This is a genomic window from Tropicibacter sp. Alg240-R139 (assembly GCF_900537075.1).
Classification (GTDB): Bacteria; Pseudomonadota; Alphaproteobacteria; order Rhodobacterales; family Rhodobacteraceae; genus Falsiruegeria.
Map to the genome: position 1 here is coordinate 49,236 of NZ_UNRA01000002.1, position 19,249 is coordinate 68,484.

Consider the following 19,249-nt stretch of genomic DNA (forward strand, 5'->3'; position numbering starts at 1 on the left):
CTGTCGCTCGTTAGAGGTGTCACGCTTGCATCGCGAGGGGTGTTTGCGGGCGGGACAGCGTGGCAGCTGGGTTTGGTCTCGTGAAGGAAAAGAGGTAGCGAGGATTGGCTACACCTCAACGGCTTCAAGTCTGATTTTGGATTATCGCGCCAGGCAAAATGGGGATGAATGGGAGCCGATAACTCAAACCGTTCCATTTACTTATGTTCAGTGCCACTACGGCGGTCAGCGGCCCTACTTTCTATGCCCCGGGGTTGTTAGCAGTCAACACTGTAGGCAGCGTGTCGGCAAGCTGTTCGCGGGAGGCAAATATTTCCTGTGCCGTCATTGCTATAATGTTTCATATTCCAGTCAATCTGAAGCTCAGCATGACCGGTTGCTACGCCGGGCCAACAAGTTGCGTAGGGCGCTGGGCGGCGAACCAGGAAGCGCAAGCTGGGTCGCCGAAAGGCCAAAGGGCATGTGGCATAAGACGTACCAGCGCAAGCGACTTGAGATTGATTGGTGTGAGCAAAAGGCGAACCATCTCTTTATCGAAAGATTCGCTCACGTTCTTAGCCCAGAGGAACGCCGGAAGTATTTTGACGAGTTAGGATAAACGCAGTTTGAACAGCTTTCGAGTGAACAAACAGCAAAGCCGACTCATCAAGAATGGTGGGTGAATTGGGGGGCGGAAAACGTCAAGCTCCCCCAAGTATCTGATATTGCGCAGGAAATTTTGGGTGTCTGGCGGAGACGAAGGGATTCGAACCCTCGAGACCCTTCCGGGCCTACTCCCTTAGCAGGGGAGCGCCTTCGACCACTCGGCCACGTCTCCGCTGACCCGTTTATGGTTTTCCGAAACGAAGGACAAGGGCGAATTTTCAAGTTATGCGAACTCGTGGTCAATCCTCTTTTGTTTAGCTGCCATCGGCGCGCACGGCCATCTGCTTCATTTCTTCTGACACCTGCTCAATGAACTGTCGTCCGATGGCTGAAATCGGACGGTCTCGGGCCGTTACGATGACGATGTCGAGCAGAATGCGCGGCTCGAACCGGCGCAGGACATAGCCCTGACCATCGTCGCTGGAGAGAATAAAGGGATCAATAAGGGTCGCGCCAAACCCGTGTTTCACCAGATTCAGGGCGTTGCGAAACAGGTCTGTGTGGCAGGTAATACGCCATCTCGCATTGTGGGTTTGAAACGCCTCTCGCACGCGGCGATTCACCATATGCTCAGACCCGATTACGATGAATGGGTAATTGTCCAAAGTCTTGGGTGTGAGCACCTCATGTTCTGCCAGCGGGCTGTCCTCGGGCACGGCGCATAGCGTTTCAAAGTGATAAGTGCGGGCTTCAAGCCCATCGTGACGCAGGGGCAGTTCGCAAATCCCGATCTCGAAAAGTCCAGCCATGACCCATTCCTGCACGCGGGTCGAAAACTGCGACTGGAACGAGATTGTCAGTTTGGGGTGGGTTTGTGCAAACTTTCGGAACTGCGACGGCATGAATCCAAACGCCAACGAATGATTGGTGGCGATCTGCAATTGTCCTGCCTGCTGGTTCTGCAGATCGATCACTGCTTGGTTCACGTGATCAAGGCCACGCACGACTGTGTCAATCTCGTCGAACAGCAAAGCGGCCTCGGGCGTAGGCACCAGGCGACCCCGGTTGCGTTCGAACAGCTTGAGGCGCGTGGCGCGTTCGAGCTGGTTCAACAGGTTCGAAATGCCGGGTTGCGAGATGCCCAATTGAGCTGCGGCCGCGGTGACAGTTCCGGTCTCGATGACAGCGTGAAAAGCCTGATACTGGCGGAAAGAAGCGTTCATGCGTGCACTATATCATTTCATCTTATGGGTTGGGTAGAAAATAGTATTTGAAATGATGTCAATGCTTGCCCAAACTTCACGGGCGCGAAAAAGAATGGGGGCTTTATGTCGGAATTGTCGCAAACCATTACGGGGTTTGATGTTTGGCATTTGGCCGTACCGGTGGTTTCCGCACGAGATCACGGGATCGGCCGGGTCGAAGGTGCGTGTGAAATCGTTGTTCTGCGCCTAACTGCAGAAGGCGGTGACCAGGGGTATGGCGAGGCTTCGCCCTGGTCTGTGTTCACCGGTACACCTGAGGCGACATATGCCGCGTTGGATCGGTATTTACGACCGTTGGTGGTTGGTCAAAAGGTTGGGGACCGTGCTGCGATTATGGCCAAGGCGCAGCGCGCAGTGGCCCACTGTACAGAGGCGAAAGCAGCGCTGGAATCGGCACTTCTGGATCTGGCGGGGCACATTACCGGCCTACCGGTCTGGGCGTTTCTGGGTGGCAAATGCCGCGACACCGTTCCGCTAAGTTGCTCTATTGCGAACCCGGATTTCGACGCCGATATCGCTTTGATGGAGGGTTTGCGGGCGGATGGAGTTGGCCTTATTAAGCTTAAGACCGGGTTCAAGGACCACGCATTTGACTTGATGCGCCTGGAAAAGATCACACAAGACTTTCCCGAATTCGGGGTGCGCGTGGACTACAATCAGGGGCTCGAGATCGAAGAAGCGATCCCGCGCGTTCTGGACGTCGCGCAGTTTCAACCTGATTTCATCGAGCAGCCTGTAAGGTTCCATCACTATGACATGATGGCACAGCTGAGGGGGATGATGGATGTACCCCTGCTGGCGGACGAGAGCGTGTTCGGCCCCGAGGATATGACACGCGCCGTCCGCGAGGGGATCTGTGATGGGGTGTCGATCAAGATCATGAAGTCTGGCGGGTTGGTCCGAGGTCAGTCAGTTGCCCGGATCGCAGCAGCCAACGGGTTGATGGCCTATGGCGGGGACATGTTCGAGGCTGGGCTGGCCCATCTGGCGGGAACCCACATGATCGCCGCGACGCCGGAAATCACGCTGGGGTGCGAATTCTATCAGGCCAGCTACTTCCTGACCGAAGACATTCTGGAAACGCCGTTCCAGGTGAAAAACGGGCAAGTGATTGTGACCGACACTCCGGGCCTGGGCGCGCGACCTGATCTGGACAAGATGAAACGCTTTGCGGTCAGGGCGTCGTCATGACCGGCAGAGCATCAAAAAGCCGTCGCAGCGCGCGCGGCCTGGTCGTATTGGCCAGACATAAGACGCATCAGCGCAGACAAGCGGCTAAGTTGTTCAGGTTCAAACCCAAGTTCATTCATCGCTTCCAGCAACAGGCTTTCGCGTATCTCGCGATAGCGGTCGCACACAGTAATACCCAATTCCGTCGCCTCGACCGTCTTTTCCTTACCCAACCTTCCGTCGCTTACAAGCCCGGACTTCTTGAGCTTTTTGACCGCGTAATTGACGTTGTGCGTGTCTTCGACGTTCAGCACCAAGCAAATGTCAGCCAGCTTCTTTGGGCGCCCGCGATGGCGCACAGTGTGCAGGACGAGAACGTCCAGCGCCGACAATTCGGGGTGACCGGCCGCAGCCATGGCGCGTTCGGTCCAGCGCGAAAAAGCGTTGTTGGCAATGATCAGGCCAAATTCGAACTCGGAAACTTCAGGGAAGCTCCCTTCGGCCAGATGGGCCGAGGAAACAACAGGGCCAAGGATGTCAGAGGTTTTGATCATGGGTAAATCATGTCAGGCGATGACGATTTGTCAACAATTTGTTGACGTATCGCGAAAAGGTGACATGCTTACGGCATTGGAATCATCAAGCACAGGTCAATTCACAGCCGGAGGAGGGGTGTGATGCAGGATAGCAAGACCGTTGTTGTGATCGGGGCGGGCATCGTTGGTGTCTCGACCGCGATCTGGCTGCAGCGGGAAGGGCACAAGGTGGTCATCATCGACCGCGCGGGACCGGCCGAGGGCACGTCGTATGGCAATGGCGGCATCCTGGCGTCGTGCTCGGTTGTGCCAGTGACGGGACCGGGCCTGTTGGCCAAGGCGCCCAAGATGCTGTTCAGCGCCAATCAACCACTGTTCCTGAAGTGGAGCTATCTTCCCAAGCTATTGCCGTGGCTCACCAAATACATGAGCCATGCCAATGCAGACGACACCCGGCGAATCGCGGAAGCTTTGACCCCTATCGTAGGCGACAGCTTGCAGGATCACCTCGCACTGGCCGAAGGGACAGGGGCGGAACACTGGATTGTGCCGACAGACTATATCTTTGCCTACAATGATCGCGAACATTTTGGCACCGATGCTTTTGGTTGGGGCGTGCGCAAGCAGAACGGGTTTCAGTGGGATGAACTCGAAGGCCAAGCGTTTCGCGAATATGACAATGTGTATTCCCCGAACTTGGGATTTGCTGCGCGGTTGAAGGATCACGGGCGCATTCGCGATCCGGGGCAGTATATCAAGGATCTGGCCGATCACTTTGTGACCCAGGGCGGAAAACTGATCATCGCCGATGTCGAAGACATCGCGCGTGAGAACGGTCAGGTGACAGGCGTACGGACCGGTGGCGACACCATCGCATGTGATACTGCGGTCATCGCGCTGGGCGTTTGGTCGGGGCAGTTGGCAAAAAAACTGGGTATCGACATTCCGTTAGAGGCCGAGCGCGGCTATCATCTGGAATTCTGGGACCCTTCGGTGATGCCCAAGACGCCCGTGATGGTCGCCGCCCACAAGTTCGTGGCCACCCCGATGGAGGGGCGTTTGCGGCTGGCTGGAACGGTTGAGTTCGGCGGTCTAGAGGCTGGCCCGTCCGAGGCACCGCTGAATCTGTTGCGCCGCAACGCCAGTGCGGTGTTTCCGGGGCTGCGGGCGTCACATGTGACGGAATGGCTCGGCCATCGTCCCGCACCTGCGGATTCGATCCCGGTAATCGGCGAGCTGCCGCATCTCAAAGGGGCCTATACCGGGTTCGGGCACCACCACATTGGCCTGACCGGAGGCCCCAAAACAGGGCGCATCCTAGCGCAGCTTATCTCGGGGAAGCGGCCCAACGTCGACCTGAGCATTTATTCACCGGCCCGCTACACGAAGGCCGGATAGAACCAAAAAAGACAGTCCAACCAAGGGAGAAGACAATGAAAACCTTTACCAACCTGATGGCCGCAACGGCGCTGACTGCTGCCAGTGTGCTGCCTGCAGCGGCGGAAACCTGGGACATGCCGATGGCCTACTCGGCGTCGAACTTCCACTCGGCGACCGGCGCGGAGTTCGCACAATGTGTGACCACGGGTACAGGCGGCGAGATTGAGATCGTTACCCATCCGTCGGGTTCGCTGTTCAAGGGCGCCGACATCAAACGAGCCATCCAGACCGGCCAGGCCCCGATTGGCGAGCGTCTGCTGTCAGGTCACCAGAACGAAAACGCGCTCTTTGGCTTTGACTCGATCCCGTTCCTGGCCACCTCTTTCGACGACAGCGACAAGCTGTGGAAAGCGGCCAAGCCCGCGATTGAAAATCTGCTGGCTGAGCAAAACCTGACACTGCTCTATGCTGTGCCGTGGCCGCCACAAGGTTTGTATTTCAAGGACGAGGTCACCTCGGTCGCTGAAATGAAGGGCATCAAGTTCCGCAGCTACAACAACGCCACCTCGCGTCTGGCCGAGCTGACAGGCATGCTGCCGGTCACAATCGAAGCGGCTGAAATCAGCCAAGCCTTTGCCACCGGTGTGGCGGAATCCATGGTGTCGTCGGGTTCGACCGGCTACGACCGCAAAGTGTGGGAGAGCCTGGGCTTCTTCTACGAAGTGGATGCATGGCTGCCGCGCAACTACGTTATGGTGAATTCGGACACATGGTCTGGCACATCTGACGCCCACAAAAATGTCATCAAGGGGTGCGCTGAACTGGCCGAATACGCAGGTAACTGGCGCGCCAAGGAATACACGGGCTTCACGCTTCAGGGCCTGCGTGATGGTGGCATGTCTGTTGGTCCGGCATCGGATCAGATGGTCGGCGAGTTGAAAGAGATCGGTGTTACCATGACCAACGAGTGGCTCGAAGCCGCCGGGGACGAAGGCAAAGCCATCGTCGATGCTTTCAAGGCGTCTCAGTAACATCTAAATCACCGGGCGGCGCGTTTCGTGCCGCCCGAACTACATCCGATGGGAGGGTGACATTATGGGCGTTCTGCGTGGTCTAAGGACCGTTCTTGACTATATCTACCGGTTTTCTGAATTCTTGGCGGCCCTTTGCATGATCGCCATCCTTGGCTTGATTGTCTTGCAGATGCTGGCCAGATGGTCGTCCGAAGTGTTCCCCGGAGCGCCCGAATATGCCGCTTATTTCATGGCTGCCGCGTCTTTCTTGGGCTTTGCGGCCGCATTGAACCGAGGCGCTCACATCCGTGTGTCCCTACTGCTCAATGCAGTGGGTCCTAATATGAAGCGATACGTTGATATCTGGTGTTTTGCCGTATCAGCCGCGGTGGTTTGGTACTTTTGCTGGCACGCGCGCCAGTTTGTGTTCTGGTCCTGGAAATTCAATGACGTCAGTCAGGCACAAGACCGTACAGCGCTGTGGATTCCCCAATCGGTGATGATCATTGGCGGTGTCATACTGGCTGTCGCGTTGACGGATCATCTGCTGCACCTGGTCTTTACTGGCAAACATCGCATTCAAAGCGACGACATCGAAACGCAAGAGGTCTAAATCATGGATTATGTCTTTCTTGTTCTAATCTTCCTCGGCGTTCTGTTCATGCTGCTTGGCAGCGGTGTCTGGGTCGGCATCGCCATGATGGGCGTTTCTTGGGTGGCACTTGAGCTGTTCTCAAACTCGACCACCATCGGGCAGGACATGGTCAGTCAGATCTGGTCGGCCTCGAAGTCCTGGGAGTTGGCGGCGCTGCCGATGTTCATCTGGATGGGTGAAATCCTGTTTCGCACCCGCCTGTCCGAGGACATGTTCAAAGGCCTGTCGCCCTGGATGGCGAAATTGCCCGGCGGCTTGGTGCATGCCAACATCGTCGGTTGCACCGTCTTTGCGGCCGTATCAGGTTCGTCCGCTGCGACGCTGACCACAGTTGGAAAAATGTCGATCCCGGAACTGCGCAAACGTAATTACCCCGAGCAGATGACCATCGGAACGCTGGCCGGGGCGGCGACCCTGGGATTGATGATCCCACCGTCCCTGACGCTGATCGTTTACGGTGTGACCATTGATGGCGTCTCGATCATCAAGCTGTTCTTCGCCGGCATCTTGCCCGGTCTCGTACTGGCGTCGATGTTCATGATTTATGTGGCAGTCTATTCCAAGGTTTCGAAAAGCTGGAACCCGATGCAGGAAGAGGGCATGTCATTTGTCGACAAGCTCAAGAATTCTCGGTTTCTGATCCCGGTGATCTTGCTTGTCCTGATGGTTATCGGATCGATGTATCTGGGCTTTGCCACCCCGACCGAGGCTGCGGCTATTGGTGTGGTTGGTGCGTGGGCATTGGCGCTTATTCAGGGGTCCTTGAATTGGCAGACTTTCCGCGACAGCACCATTGGCGCGGTACGGACCTCGGCCATGATTGCGCTGATCCTCGCGGGTTCTGCCTTCCTGAAGTTTGCGATGGCCAAGACCGGCCTGCCCAAGGAACTGGCCGAGCTGATTGCGGGTTGGGAATTCACTAAGTTTTGGCTGCTGATGGTCCTGCTGGTGTTCTACATCATCCTGGGCTGCTTCCTGGATGGAATTTCGACCGTGGTGCTGACCATGGCTGTGCTGGAGCCTGTTGTACGCGAAGCGGGCATCGACCTGATCTGGTTCGGTATCTTCATCGTGGTGGTCGTCGAGATGGCACAGATCACGCCGCCGATTGGCTTCAATCTATTTGTGATGCAAGGGATGACGCAGCACGAGATGGGCTTTATCGCCCGTGCAGCGTTCCCGATGTTCATGATCATGGTGCTGATGGTCTTTGTCCTTATCGCCTTTCCGGACCTTGCGACTTGGTTGCCAGACAACTTACGATCAGGGCCGGGTGGATAAAGCAGAGGTTTTGAAATGTTCGGCAACGGGCTGACGTTCACTGCCCGGCATGGAAAGTTTGGCCTGATCATCGGATTGGTGGCGGGGTTGGCATTGCCCGACCTGGCCATCATCCTCAGGCCTTGGATCCCGGAAATGGTGGCTCTGCTGCTCTTTCTGACCGCGTTCCGGATTGGCCCGCGCGAGGTGGTGGGAAACCTGGGCGATCTGCGGACAACGGCGACGGCTGCGCTGTGCCTGCAACTGGGATTGCCATTGCTCTTCCTGTTTGGCCTGTGGGTTTTCGGGGCGCCTTTGACGCCTCTGGCACTGGCCATCGTGCTGATGCTGGCTGCGCCTTCGGTGACGGGATCGGCGAACTTCTCGATCCTGCTGGGGCATGATCCCGCTCCGGCGTTGCGGCTCTTGATCCTGGGTACGGCGATCCTGCCGCTGACCTGTGTCCCGGTGATGTACCTACTGCCCGAGCTAGGTGGGTTGCAGGCGACGCTTCTTGCGGCGGGGCGGCTTTTGGTGGTGATCCTGATCGCTGCGGCACTGGGCTTTGCCTTGCGACAGTTCGGGTTCCCGAAGCTGTCAGATGACAGCCGCAGCGCCGTTGACGGGCTGACGGTGATCGCGCTGGCAGTGATCGTGATTGCGCTGATGTCGGCGATCCGTCCGGCCTTTGCGCGCGATCCGGCAGAGTTGGCATTCTGGCTGGTCGCGGCCTTTGCCATCAACATTGGTGCGCAGATAGCAGCTTTTGTGATGTTGCGGGCAAGGGGGAGGCCGGATGCGGTGCCAATCTCGATCGTTGCGGGCAACCGAAACTTTGCTCTTTTCTTTGTGGCGCTTTCGCCCGAGATAACCGAACCGTTGCTGATTTTTCTGGGGTGTTACCAGTTTCCCATGTACCTGACCCCAACACTTTTGCGGAGGCTTTATGACCCACGCTGATCCTTTTCCACTGGTGCGCAATGTTGGGCTGGATGGGATGCTCGTTACCTTTGCGGACACGATGACCGAGACGTCAAACCGCGCGGCATTGGCCTTTCGCGGGATGATGGAGGCCGAGCGCCCGACCGGCGTCATCGAAACCTCGACGTCTCTTGCGTCGGCCTATGTGCGCTTTGATCCCCTGCAGCTCAGCCACATTGACTGCGAGGCCTGGTTGCACCAACTGCTGATCGACCGCGACTGGTTCGCGGCACGTCTACCACAGGGGCGCAAGTTCTGGCGTGTGCCCACGGTTTATGGAACAGACCTTGCGCCGCAACTCGAAGATGCGGCTGCGGCCGCGGGCCTGTCGGCCTTGGACGCTGTCGAAAGGCTCGCGGTGTCCCGTGTCCGGGTGCTCACCATCGGGTTTGCTCCGGGTCAGCCGTATCTTGGGCCGCTGGAACCTGGGTTCGACATCCCGCGCCTCAAGGAGCTTAACCCTATGGTTCCCGAAGGGGCGCTGGTTCTGGCGATCTCGCAGTTTGTGCTGTTTTCAGGGCCGACGCCGACCGGGTGGCGTCATGTGGGCCAAACGGCGTTTCGCTGTTTTCAGCCGGGACGCACGCCCACCTTTGCGCTCAATCCCGGGGACGAGATGCTGTTCGTGTCGATCACACCTGATGAGTTGATCGAGATCCGGGCCCGGAACGAAGATGGTTTTGGCGGCGCCCAAGTTGAGGAGATCGAGGCATGAGTTTGCGTGTTCTTCGCATCGGCCCCGCCTGCACGATCCAGGACCAGGGGCGTGCCAGCTATCTGGATCATGGGCTGTCGCGCGCCGGAGCGGCCGATCTTATCGCTTTGCACGAGGGTGCGGCGCTGCTCGGGCAGTCCTCGCAATTTGCCGCGTTGGAAATGGCGGGAATGGGCGGAGAATTCGAAGCGTCGCAAGACATGTGCATCGCTCTGACTGGCGCGCCGATGGCTTGTGCCATCGACGGGACATCTGCGGCCTGGAACGCCTCGCATCAATTGATGAAGGGGCAACGCTTGAGTTTGGGAGCAGTATCGCGCGGCAGCTATGGCTATCTGCATGTGGGCGGAGGAATTGCGACAGATCCATTCCTTGGATCGCGCGCCGTGCATTTGACTGCCAAAGTGGGGCAGGTTGTTGCAGTTGGGGACATTTTACCCGTTGGACAAGGCACTGGTAGCACAGGGAAAAAGGTTACGTTGTCCGACCGGTTTCAGGGCGGCACATTGCGCGCCGTGCGCAGTTTCCAAAGTGATCTGTTCGACGGCACGACGCTGTCTCGTTTTGAGCAGACTGATTTCACACGCGGTCCCCGGGCAAATCGCATGGGTATGCAGCTTGAGAGCGGAGGGGGTGGATTTTCCGCCAAAGGGCAGCTCAACATCCTGTCTGAGGTGATCACACCCGGCGATATCCAGATGACTGGAACCGGCAACCCCTTTATCTTGCTCAACGAATGCCAGACGACCGGAGGTTATCCCCGGATCGCGACCGTGCTGCCCTGCGATTTGCCGCGCGCGGTGCAGACCCCGGCTGGAGGCGCGATCCGCTTCCAGTTTGTAACCTTGGAGGAGGCGGTTGAGTTGCAAGCCGCTTTCATGCGCGATCTGGCAATGCTGCCCAGCAAGGTTGAGCCCTTGGTGCGCGACCCGCATGACATTTCAGATCTGCTGTCCTACCAATTGATCAGCGGTGTGATATCGGCTGCTGACAAAGGAGACCCAAAATGACCCAAGTCGATCTGAACGCAGATATGGGCGAAAGCTTTGGTCCCTGGAATATGGGCGACGACGAAAACCTGTTGCAGGTGATCACCTCGGCCAACATTGCATGTGGTTTCCACGCTGGCGACCCGGATGTGATGGCCAAGACCATGAAAATCGCGGCGGAAAACGAGGTCGGCATCGGGGCGCATCCGGGGTTCCCGGACCTGCAGGGGTTTGGGCGGCGAAACATGAAGGTGCCGCATGCCTCCTTGCGCAATCTGGTGCGCTACCAGCTTGGCGCGGCCATCGGCATGGCGCAGGCGGTGGGCACCAAAGTACGGCACCTGAAACTGCACGGGGCGCTGGCCAACATGTGTTCGGTCGATCTGGACATGGCGCGGGCCTGTTATCAAGGCGCGCTGGATGTGGACCCGAACATCATCGTGATGGTGTTGGCAGTGACCAAACAAGAGGAAGCCGTGCGCGAGCTAGGTTGTAAGTGGGTGGGCGAAATTTTTGCTGACCGGGCCTACAATGACGACGGCACGCTGGTGGACCGTTCACTGCAGGGAGCGGTGATTCATGACCCAGAGGTCGCAGGCCCGCGCATCCTGGAGATGGTCAAAGAGGGCGCGATCATAACCGCAAGCGGCAAGCGATTGGAGACCTCGATCGACACCATCTGCCTGCATGGCGACGGGGCGACGGCGCTTCAGATCGCGCACGCGGTCAAAAGCTGCCTGACCGATGGTGGGGTCGAGGTGGCCAAGTTCGAACGCTGAAGCCAGTGATTTGAGAAAAGGGGGCCGCAACACTTGCGACCCCCTGCACTCGTTACTCGGCGGGCTTTTTTGAGGGCACGTACAAATCACCGCCTTCGCGGAATTTGGCGGCCATGGCTTCCATCCCCTCTTTCTGTGCCTCGGTGCGGATGTCGTGCGAAATTCGCATCGAGCAGAACTTGGGCCCGCACATGGAACAGAAATGCGCAACCTTGTGGGCTTGTTTCGGTAAAGTTTGGTCGTGGAACTCGCGTGCTGTGTCCGGGTCCAGCGATAGGTTGAATTGATCCTCCCAGCGGAATTCGAACCGGGCACGAGACAGGGCGTCATCTCGACGTTGTGCCCCAGGCAGACCCTTGGCCAGATCGGCGGCGTGGGCGGCGATCTTGTAGGTGATGACACCGGTTTTCACATCGTCGCGGTCTGGCAGGCCCAGATGCTCTTTGGGTGTTACGTAACAAAGCATGGCGCAACCAAACCAACCGATCATGGCTGCGCCAATACCGGATGTGATGTGATCATAACCCGGTGCAATGTCCGTGGTCAGCGGCCCGAGCGTGTAGAACGGTGCCTCGTGGCAACACTCCAACTGCTTGTCCATGTTCTTTTTGATCTTGTGCATGGCGACGTGGCCCGGCCCTTCGATCATCACCTGACAATCCTTGGCCCAGGCGATCTTGGTCAGTTCACCCAGTGTTTCCAGCTCGGCAAACTGTGCCTCGTCATTGGCGTCGGCGATTGAGCCGGGGCGCAGCCCGTCCCCCAGGGAAAAGCTGACGTCATACTGGCGGCAGATGTCGCAGATTTCTTCAAAGTGCTCATAAAGGAACGACTCCTTGTGGTGATGCAGGCACCATTTGGCCATGATCGAACCGCCACGCGACACGATGCCGGTCACGCGGTTCACCGTCATTGGCACCATGTGCAGACGGACACCAGCATGGATGGTGAAATAGTCCACGCCCTGTTCGGCTTGTTCTATCAGCGTGTCGCGGAAAACCTCCCATGTCAGGTCTTCGGCGATACCGTTTACTTTTTCCAGTGCCTGATACATCGGCACAGTGCCGATTGGCACTGGAGAGTTACGGATGATCCATTCACGGGTGTTGTGGATATTGCGGCCCGTTGAGAGGTCCATCACCGTGTCTGCCCCCCAACGGATCGACCAGACCATTTTGTCGACCTCTTCTTCCATGCTGGACGTGACGGCCGAGGTGCCCATGTTGGCGTTGATCTTGACCAGGAAGTTGCGCCCGATGATCATCGGTTCGCTCTCCGGGTGGTTGATGTTGGCGGGGATGATTGCGCGACCTGATGCGACCTCATCCCGGACGAACTCGGGCGTCACATAGTCGGGGATATTGGCACCCCAATCGTTGCCATCGCGGTCTTCAGTCACGGCTTCGCGCAGCTGGTTTTCGCGGATGGCGATGAACTCCATCTCGGGTGTGACGATACCCACGCGGGCATAAGCCAACTGCGTGACGGGCTTACCATCTTTGGCGCGTAAGGGGCGCGGTTTGACCGGGAATTCGGGTGTCAGGCGGTCACCTTCGACAAAACCGTTGTCGGCAGCGGTGATTTTGCGCCCCTCATAGCCTTCTACGTCACCACGTGCTTCGATCCAGTTTTGACGCAGAGCTGGCAGGCCCTGCTTGATGTCGACCTGCACGTCAGGGTCTGTGTAGGGACCCGAACTGTCATAGACGGGTAGGGGAGGCTCGCCTGCGGTGGGGTGGACCGAAATTTCGCGCATCGGCACCCGGATGTCAGGGTGCTGCGTGCCAGACACATAGATCTTGCGGGCAGCGGGCAGGCCACCTGTAGTGATTTTTGGGTTGGGGACATTCATGTCAGTGCTCCTCAAGCGTTTCACTCAAAAAGACACAGGTGACGTGGGCTTGGACGCAAAAGAGGGTGTACGGCCCCCTCGTGTCAGGCAACGCGGCGGGTCTTTATCCCGGCATGCGGCGCCCTAGCTTCCTCCGCCAGTATCAACTGGGTCAGGTTCAAAGGGTCGCGTCACCGTGCGCATGCACCGTCAGCCTCTCAGTCCCCTAGGTGGGACCCCCCTGCGTGCGACTTGGGTAACCGATGGACGCGGCAAAGGCCACGCTCCAGTTCGAAGAAGGTGATAAGGCCAATTCTCGGAGCGCTCCCGCACCCGAGCGATTCCGACGTTGTCGGCATCGCTAGCGGCTTTGGGCCGGGCGCCTCGCCTTCGGCTCGGCGCGGTCCCGCTTGGGTTGACTGTTTTGCCACAAGGGCCAACCGCCGAGCGCAGCGAGGCCGAGCCCAACGGGAGGAGGTGTTTCGTCAGAAACATCGACGACGGGCGGGAGTGCTCCGCCCCTTCACGCCACGGGCAGCCACAAAAGAAATGACCGCGGAACTCCGCGGTCAAATCTTACGAGGTAGTGCTGGTGGTAATTTCTAGGATGGGCCGATCATGAAACAGGTTACGTTGCGCGCCTTGAGGCGGCGACAGGCCAGATCAGCCTGATCGCGAGTCATGCCCTGGAATGTAGCATCAAAGCCGCGTGCAGACTGATCAACTTTGCGCAGCGTGCCGTCGAGCGTTGCCATTTCTGCAAGCGCCGTGCGCAACAGGACCTTTTCGGCTTGATAGCGGTTTGTATATCGCCCGACGTTGATGCCCCAGTGATGGCCACCGGATGTCGACAGCCGCGTAACAACTTCTTGCTCGGGTTGTGGCGGGGCTGCGGGCTCGGGCTCGGTCGATGTCAGAACCAGGTTTTCGGGTCGCAAAGCGGGGCGTGTGCCCGGTGCGGACAGTGTCGATGCCCCAACTTCGGCGATAACTTCGTTGATGCTGGCCTGAATGGTGTCTTGGTTTTGCTTCGCAGCTTCGGCCACCAATACAGCACCACCGGCGGGTCGAGACTGCGGGCGCAGGCTGGTCTTGGGTGCTCCGGCCAGGCGGATCGTCTTACCGCTGCCACCGGTCGTGGTGTTGCCTACGTAAGCAGGACGATTCGGCTTGCGGATCGGTGCGCGCGATGGGGCCCGGCGAAAGCCAAGGTCTAGCAACTCAGCCACCTTGGCGTTGCGCGACGAGCTGGACTTGCCGCCAAAGACGGTGGCGATGATCCGTTCGTTGCCCCGTTTTGCCGATGCCACAAGGTTAAAGCCTGCCGCGCGGGTATAGCCAGTTTTGATGCCGTCAGCTCCCTGATAGGCAGCCAAAAGACGGCGGTTGGTGTTGTTCACCGATTTAATTCCGGCATTCGTCGATTTGCGCGAGAAGAGGTTGTAGTACTGCGGGTAATCATACAGCAGATGCCGCCCCAGTGTGGTCATGTCGCGCGCGGTCGACATATGCCCGTTTTCAGTCAGGCCGTGGGCGTTCTTGAACGTTGTGCGCGTCATTCCCAGGGCTTTGGCCGTGCGTGTCATGCGGCGGGCAAATGCGGCTTCGGACCCGCTGATGGCGATGCCGATGGCGGTGGCCGCGTCGTTGGCCGACTTCACGGCGGCAGCCCGGATCAGGTACCGGAACGCGATACGCTGGCCTGACCGCAGGCCCAACTTGGATGGCGGCTCGCTTGAGGCTTTGCTGGTGATGCGAACCTTAGTGTCGAGCGTAATCTCGCCGTTCCGCACTGCTTCAAACGCAATGTAGAGCGTCATCATTTTGGTCAGAGATGCGGGGTGCAATCGCGTGTCAGCGTTGCGCGCGTGCAAAACTTCACCTGTGCGTGCGTCGATTACCATTGCGGCATAGGGGGCCGCTCGCGCACTGAGTGGTATCAGAACGCACAGCCAAACGGCTGCCAAAAAAATAAGGCCCAAACGGGCCGGCTTTGTACGCCGAACCTGCACGATCATTGCCTCTGTCTGCCTCTGGTCGCCGATTTTTCGGCTGACTCATTGATTGATTGCTAGCAGGCTAGCATAGGGATTCCTCAAAATAAACCCGCAGGTTGCAGGCAATTGTTGATTTTCAGGCAATGAGAAATCCACATATAGGGGCACCGTCGGCACAGCCCGCAACACCGGCGATTGTGGCGAGAATGAGGCGGCGGGAAGTTGCCAAATCAGCTGAGCTCGCTGACAAGCGCAGGCAAGCCCCCAAGCTGCTGCAGCTCGTGAAAGCGTGACGCTTGGGCGGGCGCTTCGGCGTGTTCGATTTCCCAGGTCAGCCCGTGCGGGATATAAACGCCCCATCCGCCGGCTTGGATTGCGGGAACAACATCCGATCGCATGGAGTTGCCCACCATCATCGCCCGTTCCGCCCCGTGACCATGGCGTGCAAAGATCGCCGCATAAGACTTGGGCGTCTTTTCGCTAAGTATCTCGACGCCATAGAACAGATCGCCTAGGCCCGATTGGGCAAGCTTGCGTTCCTGGTCCAACAAGTCACCCTTGGTGATCAGCAGAACCCGGTGCGTTTCGGCCACGGCCTTTACCGTTTCCTGAGCATGGGGCAGCAACTCGATAGGATGTGCCAGCATGTCTTGACCGGCCCCGATCAATTCGCGGATGACGGACGCGGGCACGCGATCCTCGGTCACTTCGATCGCGGTTTCGATCATCGACAGGACAAACCCCTTCACACCATATCCGTAGTGCCCGATGTTGCGGCGCTCGGCCTCCAGCAGGCGGTCGGCCAGATGGTTGGGCTCGGCATAGTCAGTCAGCAGTTCGGCAAAGCGATCCTGGGTCAAGCGAAAGAAGCGTTCGTTGTGCCACAGGGTGTCGTCGGCATCAAAACCGACAGTGGTTAGTTTGCGATCCGTTGACACCTGTTCGCTTTCCCTTTTCTAAACCCGACGGAAGGTTATATAAGCCACAATACCAAACCAACTCCCCAACCGGACTGTTCTGCGCGATGTTGCTACAACCCTTGATGATGTCGGACAACCCAGGCGACGACAACGACACGTCGGTGATCGTCGAAACCCGACCCAAGACCAAGCGTCCACCGCTGTACAAGGTTTTGCTGCTCAACGATGACTACACTCCGATGGAGTTTGTGGTCCATGTTTTGGAACGATTTTTCGGAATGACTCACGCCGAGGCGTTTGAGATTATGTTGACGGTGCACAAAAAAGGGGTCGCCGTTGTCGGGGTCTTCAGTCACGAGATCGCCGAGACCAAGGTGGGGCAGGTGATGGATTTCGCCCGACGTCACCAGCACCCCCTGCAATGCACCATGGAACGAGAAGAGTAAGGCCGCCGATGTCTGTCCGTCTGTCTCTGGCGCTCGATTCGGGCGACCTGCTGCCGTCCGATGCAGTTTCCATTGTCATGCCGACCCCGGAACATGACCTGAGCGAACTGCCAAAAACCGCGCAGATCGTACAACCGTTCAAGCCCTTCCACGATCATTTTCAGGGGCAGGGGTTTCCCTGCGCACCAAACAGCGATGATCCGTGCGATCTGGCCGTCGTGTTCGTGCCGCGCGCCAAGGCGCTGGCGCGGGATCTGGTTGCACGGGCCAGCCAACGGTGTTCGGGTTGGATCGTGGTGGACGGTGCCAAGACAGATGGCATCGACAGCCTGTTTAAGGACATCCGCAAACGCGTTGCCGTTTCCGGGCCAATTTCCAAAGCGCATGGCAAGATTTTTTGGTTTCGGGCGCAAGAGGCGGATTTCGCTGACTGGCGGGCACCTGAGGGGCAGGTCGTTGACGGATTTCAAACCGCGCCGGGTGTCTTTTCAGCTGACGGAATTGACCCGGCCTCGGCGCTATTGGCGCAAGCATTGCCCGACAAACTGGGCCGCCGTGTGCTCGATCTGGGTGCCGGGTGGGGGTATCTTTCAGCGCAGGTGCTGAAAAACGCCAAGGTCGAACAGCTTGATCTGGTCGAGGCTGATCATGCCGCGCTGACCTGTGCCCGTGCCAATGTCACAGACCCGCGCGCGCGATTTCATTGGGCGGATGCGCAAAGCTGGACCGCCGCAGAACCTGTGGACATGATCATAACCAACCCGCCGTTTCATACCTCTCGCGCAGCCGATCCCGCCCTTGGGCGCGCATTCATCGCCACGGCCGCACGCGTTCTGGCCCCATCAGGGCAGTTGTGGTTGGTGGCCAACCGGCACCTACCGTACGAGACCGCGCTCGCAGAGCTTTTTGGGCAGGTCAAAGAAGTGGCCGGCGACAACCGCTTCAAAATCTTGCAGGCAACACGACCTGCTCGCGCGCGGCGTTGATCGCCGTTAACGTGTGTCGAAATCAGGAGGATTCGCATGTCCTTTTCCATAGCAGGCAAAACCGCAATCATTACGGGCGCCGCAAACGGCATCGGTCTGGCCATTGGACGCCATTTTGCCGATGTGGGCGCAAATGTGATGTTCGCCGACATGGACGAGAAAAGTTTGGTCAGTGAGTTAGGCGAACAAGCGGACGAAGGGAACGTGCGCTATTTCGCAGGTGATCTACGCGAAAAACTGACGATCGCCAACCTGCTCTCGGCAACGCTGGACGCCTTTGACCAGATCGACGTTCTGGTGAACGGCGCGCGCCAGGTGGCACCCTCAGATCCGTTGGATGCGGATGATGCATCGGTCCGGACCTTGTTGGATCAGAACCTGTTCCCGGCGCTGCGGCTCAGTCAGCTTGTATCCAATCGGATGATCAAACAGGTCGAGGATCAGGACGATGGCACTGCCGGGTCGATCATCAACCTGTCGTCGATTGCCGCGCGACGCACTCATCCCGAATTGCTTGGGTACTCTGTGTCATCAGCCGCTTTGGATCAGATGACCCGTTCGCTGGCCGTGGCGCTGGCACCCAATCGTATCCGGGTGAATTCCATCGCGCTTGGGTCCGTAATGAGCGCCTCGCTGCAGAGCGCGCTCAAGGACAATCGTGACGCGCGCACCGATATCGAAAAGCACACGCCACTGTCGCGGATTGCCTCACCGACTGAACTGACCGAAACAGCGCAGTATCTGGCGTCCGACGCATCCGCGTTCATGACTGGTCAGATACTGACGCTCGATGGGGGGCGCACATTGCTCGACCCCGTCGGCGCCGCCGCACATTAAGAAATGAGCCTCATGTTCGAGACAGAGAAAACCACCGCTTCCACTTGGTTCCGCAGCCTGCGCGATGAGATTGTTGCCCGGTTTGAGGCGCTGGAAGCGAGTCACACCAATGGCCCGTTTTCCGAGATGGAACCCGGCCAATTCGAAGTAACCCCAACCCGGCGTACAGCTGATGATGGGTCCGACGCAGGTGGCGGGTTGATGTCCGTCATGCGCGGCGGGCGTGTGTTCGAGAAGGTCGGTGTCAATGTCTCTGAAGTGCACGGCACGCTGGGGGAACGTGCACAAGCCTCCATGGCCGCACGCAAGGGCATACCGGGCATGAAAGAAGATCCGCGGTTTTGGGCCAGCGGGATCTCTTTGGTGGCGCATATGCGCAACCCGCATGTGCCTGCGGTCCACATGAACACGCGCATGTTCTGGACCCCGCATGCCTGGTGGTTTGGTGGAGGGTCGGACCTGAACCCCTGTCTTGAGTACGACGAGGATACCGCACATTTCCACGCTGAACAGAAGCGTCACCTTGATCTTCATGGGCTGGCACATTATCCGCGGCTCAAGCAGTGGGCTGACGAATACTTCTATATCCCGCACCGCAAACGCGCGCGGGGCGTGGGTGGTATTTTCATGGATGACTATTGCACCGGTGACTGGCAGGCTGATTTTGAGCTGACCCAAGATATCGGACGAGCTTTCCTGCCAGCATTTGTGCCGCTTATAGAACGTCGGCTTGAGATGGCGTTTGGCGCGGCCGACAAAGATGCACAGCTGGTGCACCGGGGGCTCTATGCCGAATATAACCTGGTCTATGATCGTGGGACGAAATTTGGCCTGGAAACGGGGCACGACCCCGATGCGGTGCTCATGAGCCTGCCGCCTATGGCAAAGTGGGTGTAAGCTCTTT

Annotated in this window: 18 protein-coding genes, 1 tRNA gene and 1 riboswitch; of the genes, 13 read left to right on the plus strand and 6 right to left on the minus strand. The window is 58.3% G+C overall.

Annotated elements, in window-relative coordinates; genetic code table 11:
* Positions 1-727: 727 nt before the first annotated feature.
* Together G6R15_RS07855 and G6R15_RS07860 are read right to left on the minus strand one after the other, a co-directional pair.
* Positions 728-817 (minus strand) — tRNA-Ser (locus G6R15_RS07855).
* A gap of 82 nt (positions 818-899) precedes the next feature.
* Positions 900-1,808 (minus strand): LysR family transcriptional regulator, encoded by a 909-nt coding sequence (locus G6R15_RS07860; protein ID WP_164659322.1) that lies wholly within the window; start codon positions 1,806-1,808, stop codon positions 900-902.
* Positions 1,809-1,913: 105 nt separating this feature from the next.
* Here G6R15_RS07860 and G6R15_RS07865 point away from each other — a divergent pair, with 105 nt between their 5' ends.
* Positions 1,914-3,041, plus strand: coding sequence for an enolase C-terminal domain-like protein (locus G6R15_RS07865; protein WP_164659323.1), 1,128 nt, complete (start codon positions 1,914-1,916; stop codon positions 3,039-3,041).
* 11 nt (positions 3,042-3,052) lie between these two features.
* On the opposite strand, the gene G6R15_RS07870 is transcribed toward G6R15_RS07865, so the two are convergent.
* Positions 3,053-3,574, minus strand: a complete 522-nt coding sequence (locus tag G6R15_RS07870) for a winged helix DNA-binding protein (protein WP_164659324.1) — start codon at positions 3,572-3,574, stop codon at positions 3,053-3,055.
* 123 nt (positions 3,575-3,697) lie between these two features.
* Here G6R15_RS07870 and G6R15_RS07875 point away from each other — a divergent pair, with 123 nt between their 5' ends.
* From G6R15_RS07875 to G6R15_RS07910, 8 genes are all read left to right on the plus strand, one after another.
* Complete coding sequence (locus G6R15_RS07875) at positions 3,698-4,954, plus strand: FAD-binding oxidoreductase (RefSeq protein ID WP_164659325.1); 1,257 nt, start codon at positions 3,698-3,700, stop codon at positions 4,952-4,954.
* Positions 4,955-4,989: 35 nt separating this feature from the next.
* On the plus strand, positions 4,990-5,967 hold the full coding sequence (locus G6R15_RS07880) for a TRAP transporter substrate-binding protein (protein ID WP_164659326.1): 978 nt from the start codon (positions 4,990-4,992) through the stop codon (positions 5,965-5,967).
* A 64-nt stretch (positions 5,968-6,031) separates the two neighbouring features.
* Positions 6,032-6,562 (plus strand): TRAP transporter small permease, encoded by a 531-nt coding sequence (locus tag G6R15_RS07885; protein WP_205520494.1) that lies wholly within the window; start codon positions 6,032-6,034, stop codon positions 6,560-6,562.
* 3 nt (positions 6,563-6,565) lie between these two features.
* The gene (locus G6R15_RS07890) at positions 6,566-7,885 is read left to right on the plus strand and encodes a TRAP transporter large permease (RefSeq protein ID WP_164659327.1); all 1,320 of its coding nucleotides are present in this window, start codon (positions 6,566-6,568) and stop codon (positions 7,883-7,885) included.
* Positions 7,886-7,900: 15 nt separating this feature from the next.
* Positions 7,901-8,824 (plus strand): hypothetical protein, encoded by a 924-nt coding sequence (locus G6R15_RS07895; protein WP_164659328.1) that lies wholly within the window; start codon positions 7,901-7,903, stop codon positions 8,822-8,824.
* Positions 8,811-9,560, plus strand: a complete 750-nt coding sequence (locus G6R15_RS07900; protein ID WP_164659329.1) for an allophanate hydrolase subunit 1 — start codon at positions 8,811-8,813, stop codon at positions 9,558-9,560. Before G6R15_RS07895 ends, G6R15_RS07900 begins: the two co-directional genes overlap by 14 nt.
* The gene (locus G6R15_RS07905; protein ID WP_164659330.1) at positions 9,557-10,570 is read left to right on the plus strand and encodes a biotin-dependent carboxyltransferase family protein; all 1,014 of its coding nucleotides are present in this window, start codon (positions 9,557-9,559) and stop codon (positions 10,568-10,570) included. The genes G6R15_RS07900 and G6R15_RS07905 overlap by 4 nt, the downstream gene beginning before the upstream one ends.
* Positions 10,567-11,328, plus strand: coding sequence for a LamB/YcsF family protein (locus G6R15_RS07910; RefSeq protein WP_164659331.1), 762 nt, complete (start codon positions 10,567-10,569; stop codon positions 11,326-11,328). Before G6R15_RS07905 ends, G6R15_RS07910 begins: the two co-directional genes overlap by 4 nt.
* Before the next feature lie 52 nt (positions 11,329-11,380).
* Here G6R15_RS07910 and thiC read toward each other — a convergent pair whose 3' ends face one another.
* The 3 genes from thiC to G6R15_RS07925 all read right to left on the minus strand — a co-directional run bounded on the left by thiC (position 11,381) and on the right by G6R15_RS07925 (position 16,094).
* A complete protein-coding gene (gene thiC, locus G6R15_RS07915; protein WP_164659332.1) occupies positions 11,381-13,180 on the minus strand; it encodes a phosphomethylpyrimidine synthase ThiC in 1,800 nt (599 codons plus the stop codon).
* 111 nt (positions 13,181-13,291) lie between these two features.
* Positions 13,292-13,412, minus strand: a riboswitch (TPP riboswitch).
* A 349-nt stretch (positions 13,413-13,761) separates the two neighbouring features.
* Complete coding sequence (locus G6R15_RS07920; protein WP_164659333.1) at positions 13,762-15,177, minus strand: D-alanyl-D-alanine carboxypeptidase family protein; 1,416 nt, start codon at positions 15,175-15,177, stop codon at positions 13,762-13,764.
* A gap of 209 nt (positions 15,178-15,386) precedes the next feature.
* A complete protein-coding gene (locus G6R15_RS07925; protein ID WP_164659334.1) occupies positions 15,387-16,094 on the minus strand; it encodes an HAD family hydrolase in 708 nt (235 codons plus the stop codon).
* An 86-nt stretch (positions 16,095-16,180) separates the two neighbouring features.
* Between G6R15_RS07925 and clpS the strand changes: the two genes are divergently transcribed.
* From clpS to hemF, 4 genes are read left to right on the plus strand one after another with little or no spacing between them, the layout of a single operon-like run.
* Positions 16,181-16,522 (plus strand): ATP-dependent Clp protease adapter ClpS, encoded by a 342-nt coding sequence (gene clpS, locus G6R15_RS07930; RefSeq protein WP_164659335.1) that lies wholly within the window; start codon positions 16,181-16,183, stop codon positions 16,520-16,522.
* 8 nt (positions 16,523-16,530) lie between these two features.
* A complete protein-coding gene (locus G6R15_RS07935) occupies positions 16,531-17,508 on the plus strand; it encodes a class I SAM-dependent methyltransferase (RefSeq protein ID WP_164659336.1) in 978 nt (325 codons plus the stop codon).
* 36 nt (positions 17,509-17,544) lie between these two features.
* A complete protein-coding gene (locus G6R15_RS07940; protein ID WP_164659337.1) occupies positions 17,545-18,345 on the plus strand; it encodes an SDR family NAD(P)-dependent oxidoreductase in 801 nt (266 codons plus the stop codon).
* A 3-nt stretch (positions 18,346-18,348) separates the two neighbouring features.
* Positions 18,349-19,242: an oxygen-dependent coproporphyrinogen oxidase gene (hemF, locus tag G6R15_RS07945; RefSeq protein WP_164659338.1), complete on the plus strand. Its 894-nt coding sequence runs from the start codon at positions 18,349-18,351 to the stop codon at positions 19,240-19,242.
* Positions 19,243-19,249: the final 7 nt, after the last annotated feature.